The 7,232-nt window shown below is 55.4% G+C and carries 6 protein-coding genes; all 6 read right to left on the bottom strand.

Translation table 11 applies throughout. The features are described from left to right. Positions 1–71: 71 nt before the first annotated feature. On the bottom strand, positions 72–1,277 hold the full coding sequence (gene gldN, locus Q0X57_RS06810; protein WP_297729425.1) for a gliding motility protein GldN: 1,206 nt from the start codon (positions 1,275–1,277) through the stop codon (positions 72–74). 38 nt (positions 1,278–1,315) lie between these two features. Next, a complete protein-coding gene (gene gldM, locus Q0X57_RS06815; protein WP_297729428.1) occupies positions 1,316–2,866 on the bottom strand; it encodes a gliding motility protein GldM in 1,551 nt (516 codons plus the stop codon). A gap of 57 nt (positions 2,867–2,923) precedes the next feature. Continuing rightward, positions 2,924–3,970, bottom strand: a complete 1,047-nt coding sequence (gldL, locus tag Q0X57_RS06820; RefSeq protein WP_297729431.1) for a gliding motility protein GldL — start codon at positions 3,968–3,970, stop codon at positions 2,924–2,926. Between the two features lie 53 nt (positions 3,971–4,023). Further along, on the bottom strand, positions 4,024–5,388 hold the full coding sequence (locus tag Q0X57_RS06825) for an SUMF1/EgtB/PvdO family nonheme iron enzyme (protein WP_297729437.1): 1,365 nt from the start codon (positions 5,386–5,388) through the stop codon (positions 4,024–4,026). Between the two features lie 198 nt (positions 5,389–5,586). Continuing rightward, a complete protein-coding gene (locus Q0X57_RS06830) occupies positions 5,587–6,642 on the bottom strand; it encodes a PorP/SprF family type IX secretion system membrane protein (RefSeq protein WP_297729434.1) in 1,056 nt (351 codons plus the stop codon). 76 nt (positions 6,643–6,718) lie between these two features. Further along, positions 6,719–6,940, bottom strand: a complete 222-nt coding sequence (locus tag Q0X57_RS06835; RefSeq protein ID WP_004331394.1) for a DUF2795 domain-containing protein — start codon at positions 6,938–6,940, stop codon at positions 6,719–6,721. Positions 6,941–7,232 lie beyond the last annotated feature (292 nt).

The raw sequence follows: 7,232 nt of genomic DNA on the forward strand, positions 1-7,232 counted from the left end.
AGGGAAGGAAACGAAAGTAGGTCAGAAAACTTTCGTTTCCTGACCTACTCGATTGGTTGGCGACTTAGTCGCTAGAAGCGGTTGCGTACGGAGCGTGTGGTAGTGCTCTTCGACTGCTTCGGTTGCTCTGCCTTGGCAGCTTTGGGAGTAGCCTTCTTGGTGGGACGACTCTTCTTCTTCGCTTTGGTCGCCTTGGCTGATTTACGTTGGCTCTTGCCCTCGCGAAGCTCTTGTGAGCGACGGGCACGGGCTGTGTCAAGCTCACTGTCGTCCTCGCCGTCACGTCCCTCCTGAAGGTCGCTATCGCTAGCCTCTGGTTTGGTGTACTCGGTGCCGTAGAGGCTCTCCTCAAACTGCTTGAGCTCGCCCTCGATCTGGTTGCTGAAGGCTTGACGCGCAGCCATCGCAGTCGAGTCGCTCATCTCGCTATTGAGCTCAGCGGTCTCACCGCCTAGCGTCATCGAGATCTGTCCGCGGTACAGATTGAGACTAAAGAAGTCGTCCATCGTGGCGGTCGTGGCGTTATTCTTGGTTGAGAGCATGATAGGTTGCTGCGAGAGGTAGGGCTGCACGTCGGAGTACTTGACCCAAAAGAGCGGTATACGCACGCTACCCTCCATCGATATCTCGTCGTCCATCACGGGGCAGATCGCTATGATCTGACTGCTCACTTCGCTGGTCTTGACGTCGTAGTAGTACTCCTCCTTGACATAGTAGTTGTGTATAGACTGCGTGGGGATGTCTACGGGGAGGATCTTGAAGGCACGGTTGCCCGTCTGGCTGGGGTCTTTGTCATATACGATGCCAAAGCGGTCGAGGAAGTCTTCAAAGCGTAGCTGTCGCTCAGGAGTTAGGTTTTCGTAGCCCAGGTCTTCGTACTCATAGACGGTTATGCTCCCGTCGTTGAAGCGCTTGAAGAGGAGCGAGAAGAGGCTCTGCAACTGTCCCGACGGACGTACAGGACGGAAGATAGGAGCATTGGCAAGGCTGTCTATTGAGAGCTGTCGGTAGATGACTCGGCGCCAGGGGGCTGTCTCGGTATCTTTGACCTGCTGGTCGGCGTAGTTCTTGGCGCGTATGGAGACGCCATCGGTCTGTGTCTCCTGCTCCTTCTGAGCGCGTCGCTGACGTGCTGTGGGGCGCTGACGTGGTAGCTCCGTGGCAACTCGTGTTGAGTCGGTAGTGGTGGCGGAGAGAGGGTCAAAGTTTTGCGCCTCAGCGGTCAGTGTGAGCGTGAGGGCTAGGAGCACTATGAGTATAGACTGGATGCGTTGCATAGTATAGTGAGATGGGTCTATTCTTAAAGCTGTGAAGACTATCGTACGATTACTTCGATGGCTGGGATCTGTCGCTCGATCCCGTCGGGACCACGAGCGGTCACTTCGCTCACGAAGAAGCGCTTACCCTTTGCCATATTGCGGATCTTGTCTCGCTGTCTAGCGGAGAAAGTGGAGCCATTGGACACCTCGGGGATAACGCCACCGACAGAGTCAAAGAAGAGGAGCTGGAAGCGCACTACCTGGTAGGGCACGTCTAGCAGATCGTCGTCAATAGCAGCTCCGATACCGTTGGCAGTGAGGAGGTCACGCTTGGCGATGCGCCCGCCCTTAAAGCGTTTGGTCGCTCCATTGGCATCGGTGTACTGTATATAAGGAAGCGGATCGGGGAGAGCTCGCACACGTAGCGAGGTCTCGGCCATCTTGAGGTTTCGACCGTCAGCCTGCTTGGCCATAACGGTGATGACAGCGGGAGTGCCGATCTTAGCGGGCTTAGCCGTCCAACTGTTGCCTTTGCGGGTGAGCGTTCCGTTGGTCATCGTGGCGGTGACGTTTTGCGAGGGGACACCAGGCACGGCAATGCTGATCGGGTTGTTGATGCCCGCATAGAGGACATTCATCATGGTAGGAGCGACTGTCGCAAAAGGCTCGGTGACATAGTACTCCGACTGGAAAGGCTGCTTGACAGAGGTGCCGTCGGGAAGCTCTGTCTCGATGTATCCCGAGATGGGGAAGGTGCCTGCTTTGGTCGCTGTGACACGGTAAATGCCCCCAGCGCTCTCGGGAAGGGTGGTGCCATTGACCACAATCTTGGGAACGCGTGTCGAGTCGTAGCTGGAGAGGACGATGCTCGCCTCGTACTGGCTACCCTGCATGACGAGCTGACTGCGTGGAATCACTTGCGCAGCAATCTTATTGACGCGGAGGTCGCCACTGTCGATGTTTTGGACAAGGTCACTTAGCACGTCGCCCTCGACGGAGCGTATGTCGCTCTGAAGCTTCGTGAGCATCGTGAGCGAGGCAATGGTTGGGATATTCTCAAAGATCTGCTGCTCCCAGCTGAGCCCTCCCGAACGCTCCGTGCTGAGCATCTCAGAGATATGCTCACGACGGCTGTCGCTACGAACCATCTGCGTGGTGTACGTGCGGAATGCCTCGATTGACTCGCGTAGCTTAGCGCCTCGCCGTGTGATGGGGTTGAGCATGACGGTAGTGGGGGCGTTCATATCGTCCTTGCGAGCCACATCGTTGGGATTGGCATCCTTACCGTCTGCCTCTTGAGCTATGAGGAGGCGCAACTGGTCTATCTCGTTGTAGAGCGAGTCTGCATAGGCGGTGAGCGCTAGCCCTTTGCGATACCAGGGCTCTGCTTTGCTAGGGTTTTTGGCATAAGCAGCTGAGAGCCCCTTCATGATGTTGTCATTGCTCTGCTGTGCCCCCTCGATGGTGTGCGTCAGACTGCGCTCCACGAGGACAAAGCCCGAGAGTACCTCCGAGGAGACATTGAGTGCTACCATCGCAATGAAGACGAGATACATCAGATTGATCATCTTCTGCCTATTGCGGTTACCACTGCTTCCTGCTGCCATAATGCCTAGATTGTATTAGTTGAATAGCTATCGAGTAGGTGAGGTGAGAAAAGCAATCTACTCTTGTGGCTCTTGTGGTGCGCCCGCATTGCGTGGTGCTTGGTAGGGCTGAGAGGCGTAGTAGTCGGGACGTGCCGAGGGGTACTCCTGCCGTGGAGCGTAGTAACTAGGCTCGTAGCCTCCCTGATAAGGACGGCCCGCCATGCCAGGTGCGCCCATATTGACTGTCAGTGCTTCTAGGATGCGAGCGTAGACACGGTTTAGCTCAGAGAGCTGCATGGTCAAGCGCTCATTTTGCGTGCGGAAGGTGGTACTGTCAATGGCGGAGTCTTGGTACATATTCTTAATATGCTCCAGTCCTTGGTTGATCTGGTCAATGGTAGCGACCTGTCCTGTGATGCTTGCCAGCTGCGACTCGTAGATCTGGTTGAGACGGGCCAAATGCTGCGAGGTCGTGTCCATCTGCATCTGATACTCAACGGCGCTCTCACCGAGTGTGCGCCCGTCTTGCTGCATAGCGACCCACTGATCAGTCATTTGTTGAGAAAGCTCGCCTAGTCGGCTGAGCTGCGAAGCGGCATTGGCTAGCTGATCGATGGCAGCGGAGAGACGCTCCACCTGAACTTCCGAAGCTGGCGCACCGTAGCTACCCTCAGGAGCTACGTAACCTGCCTGAGCTTGTGGTTGTGCTTGAGGCTGAGCTACGTAACCGCTAGGCTGCTCGTGATGCTTACCCTCTGGATAGGCATAAGAGGGCGCTGGCGCTGCGGCTGCCTCCTGAGCTTTGCGGAGGAGGTACTGTCGGCGAGCCTCCATCTCCTGCTTGTCCATCGGGTTCTTAGAGTCTAGCTCGGGGAAAACCTGCTCCCACTGGTAATGCTCCTCAGGCTGCTCAAAGCCTGAGATGAAGAAGACGAGAAACTCGGTGATCATACCGATGAAAAGCATCTCATTGCCGAAGGATAGGTGGAGCAACTTAAAGAGAGCTCCTAGGATCACCACTGCGGCACCCCAGCTGTATGCGAAGTTGAGCACTCTGCGCCCTTTCTTGCTGGAGAGATACATCTCCAGTCCATTCTTGTAGCGTCTATATTTCTTTGCCATGAGTCTATCTGTCTGAAGGGTAAAGCCGTTGTTAGGGCTATCTGTTGCGTTGCTTATTTGGAGTTGTTGATGATGCTGCGCACACAGCGGAAGCCAATGTAAGAGTGCGCCTCATCTTGTGGAGCGTAGATGCGTCTTGTGGACTTGATGAAGCGGAGGACGTCCTTCCATGAGCCACCCTTGGCAACCTTGCGCCGTAGCATCGTGTTGTCCTCGCGAGCTGCGTTGTAGCGCATCTGCGGATTGACATCGTCCATCATCTCGTAGCTCGAGACGAAGTAGCTCGAGCTAGTCCACTCCGCTACGTTGCCCGCCATATCGTAGAGCCCGTAGTCGTTGGGCGAGAAAGTACTCACCTGCGAAGTAATCACTTGTCCGTCGGCTGCGTAGTCTCCCTCGAAAGGCTTGAAGTTTGCCAAGAAGCAGACTTCTTCCGAATCGAGGTCTTCGCTATTCCACGGGTACTTCGTATTCGTCCGTCCAGCACGCGCTGCGTACTCCCACTCCGCCTCTGTGGGCAGTCTGAACTCAGGGACGATCGCTCCATCTGGGAGGTTCAACCCCTTGCGATAGTTGTCCGTGCGCCAGTGACAGAAAGCTGTTGCTTGCTCCCACGAGACACCCACCACGGGATGATTATCGTAGCGAGGGTGGTTGAAGTAAGTGCGGGTGTAGATCTCATTCTTAGAGTTGGGGTAGTCGTTGACCCAGACCGTCTCGTCGGGATAGATCGCTACGATGTAAGTATTGAGAAAGTCGTACTCACTAGCGAGCTGACGTGTGATCGTCTCACGGATCACCTCGCCACGGTCATTGACGTAAGCCGTGTCCTTAGAGATCATCACTGGCTCCTGAACACCCTTGCTGGCGCGCACATCCTTTTGTAAGTTGTTGCGGTAGAGTGCCGCTGCGTGGTAGTCGTAGACCTCATACTTGTAGAGCATCTGCTTAGGATCGAGCTTACGCTCGCCCGTCACGGGGTTCGTGTAGTAGACACTCTCCATAGCCTCCAACTCCTGCTCTAGTGCACGCTTAGGATTGGGCAACGGTTGAGACCAGTCGAGGTAAGGCTTGACAGGGTCCCCATACTTGTCCGTTGTAATCTTGTAAAGCGGGTTGCCTCCGTAGAGTGGATCCGCAAGACGCTCGCGAATGATTGAGTCGCGTACATAGTAGACGAACTGTCGCCATTGCGCATTCGTCACCTCCGTCTGATCCATCCAGAAGGCATCTACCGAGATAGCTTTGTACTCAGCGGGGAGTCCCCACACCGTGTCCGCCTCACGCTCGCCCAGTACGATATGTCCTTGCGGTACTTGCACCATGCCATAGGGAGCCGGCTCACTCCACGAGGCGAGTCCCACGCCCACCAGCTCGGCACTCACGCCAGAGCCACGCTTGGGAGCGCAGCCCACCATGCTCAGCACGGAGATGAAGAGTAAGAGTAGTGCCAAAGCACCTAGTAGGGGCAAGGCTCCCGCTCTGATTCTAGTCCTAAGCCTTTGTACGGAACGTGCGTCATGCGCGCTCTCGGACGGACTGCTGTATGTCGGCAAAGCTTCTTTCATAGCTTCTAAGTTGTTTCAGAGTTCTATATTAATAGTGAGACGTACGAGCTAGAGGAGTCGGATACTCTTGTAGCTGTTGGTCCCTTTCTTGTGGCTAGACATCGGGAGTGCATAGGTTATCACCAGTTCGTGACTGCCCCAGTTGCCCCTCGCCAATTGACTCGTAGGCATCTCAAAGAGGTAACCCACGTGACACTTGCCAAAGAGCGCTCCCAGCCGTAGCCCCGCAGCTTGCAAAGGTCGGTACATCAGACCAGCCTCCCATCGCTGAGCCAAGCGTACGTCTAGGTTGACATCCACCCGCCACGACGTCAAGTTGGTCGAGGCAAATAGTGAGGGGTGCCACGATAATAACGCACCCCGTGGTGTAATATTGTACCCACAGACCGCATTGATATGTATCGGCACCTTCTGATAGTAGAGCCTGTCGAGCGTGATGCGCGGCACCGTGAGGTGACGCCCCGAGAAGCCGATGAAGTACCGAGGCGTGTGCCATAGGACTCCCGCAGAGAGATCAAAGGTGCGCCCCGATACGGGTGTCTGTGGTAGCGAAGGGTCATTTGGCGTCATCGCTCCTCCGTCTGGTATGTGCGCCTTGGTACCGTCATATAGGAGGTTGATCATGCCCAGCCCTGTGCCGATGGAGAGTATCTTGTCTCCCTTCCAGCGAAGCTGAAATGCGTACTCCGCCTGCGCCTCTGTGCGGGTGAAGAGACCAGCACGCTGCGCTGCGACCACCACGCCCACGCCGTGGTAGCTCTTGCCCCACTGCTGCTCCGTATGAGCCGAGACAAAAAGGTTAGCAGGCGCCCCCTCTATACCAATCCATTGCTGATGATAAGCAGCCGTCAGGAGCAGATCTTTCTGCAAGCCGATCGCTGCTGGATTGTAGTAGTTCTGCAGCCGTCGGTAGTCTGAGAAGATCGGATCCACCTGCGCCAGCGAACGCATCGGCAACCAGCAAGCCACGATCAGCAGACATAGCAACAGCCTCCCGAGAGACTTACGCCCCCACCTCTCCGCAACGCATACGCCCCTCTCCGACTGGTGCTCTTCTGGCGCAAGCCGTATAGCGCAGATCCGAGGTGGGTGCGTCTCTTTCATCCTAGGTGGCGTGTAGTCATAAACTAATAGCTATGCAGAGAGTCCCTGATTATGAGCCAGGGTCTATAGTGGCGAACTAGTACTCCTCCTCGTTGAAGAAGAAGTCCTCCTTGCTAGGGTAGTCTGGCCATATATCCTCGATGGTCTCATACTCCTCGCCCTCGTCCTCGATCTCCTCAAGGTTTTCGATTACTTCGATGGGCGCACCCGAGCGCTGAGCATAGTCGATGAGCTCATCTTTGGTAGCAGGCCAGGGAGCATCCTCCAGCTTGGAGGCCAATTCTAACGTCCAGTACATAGTCTGTCTATTTCAGTGGTTATATGATTAAGGTGTATCCTATCGGACAAAACGGCCGTGTCGCTAGATTATTGTGCACCTCCGCCGAATCGCCCCAATAGGTCGTCTCCTACGAGCGTGCAAATATAGACAACCTAGAGCATATTTACAACACTTCAAACTCCTAGACCCACTAATCTCACGACTAGCCCACAGTAAAGACGCAACTCCAGCTCCCCGACAAAGGTTACCCGCCCGATCGCTCCGACTGCTCTGATAGCTCCGATCTCCCCTCTAACTTCTAATCTCCCCC

This window comes from uncultured Porphyromonas sp., from assembly GCF_947254915.1.
Lineage (GTDB): Bacteria > Bacteroidota > Bacteroidia > Bacteroidales > Porphyromonadaceae > Porphyromonas.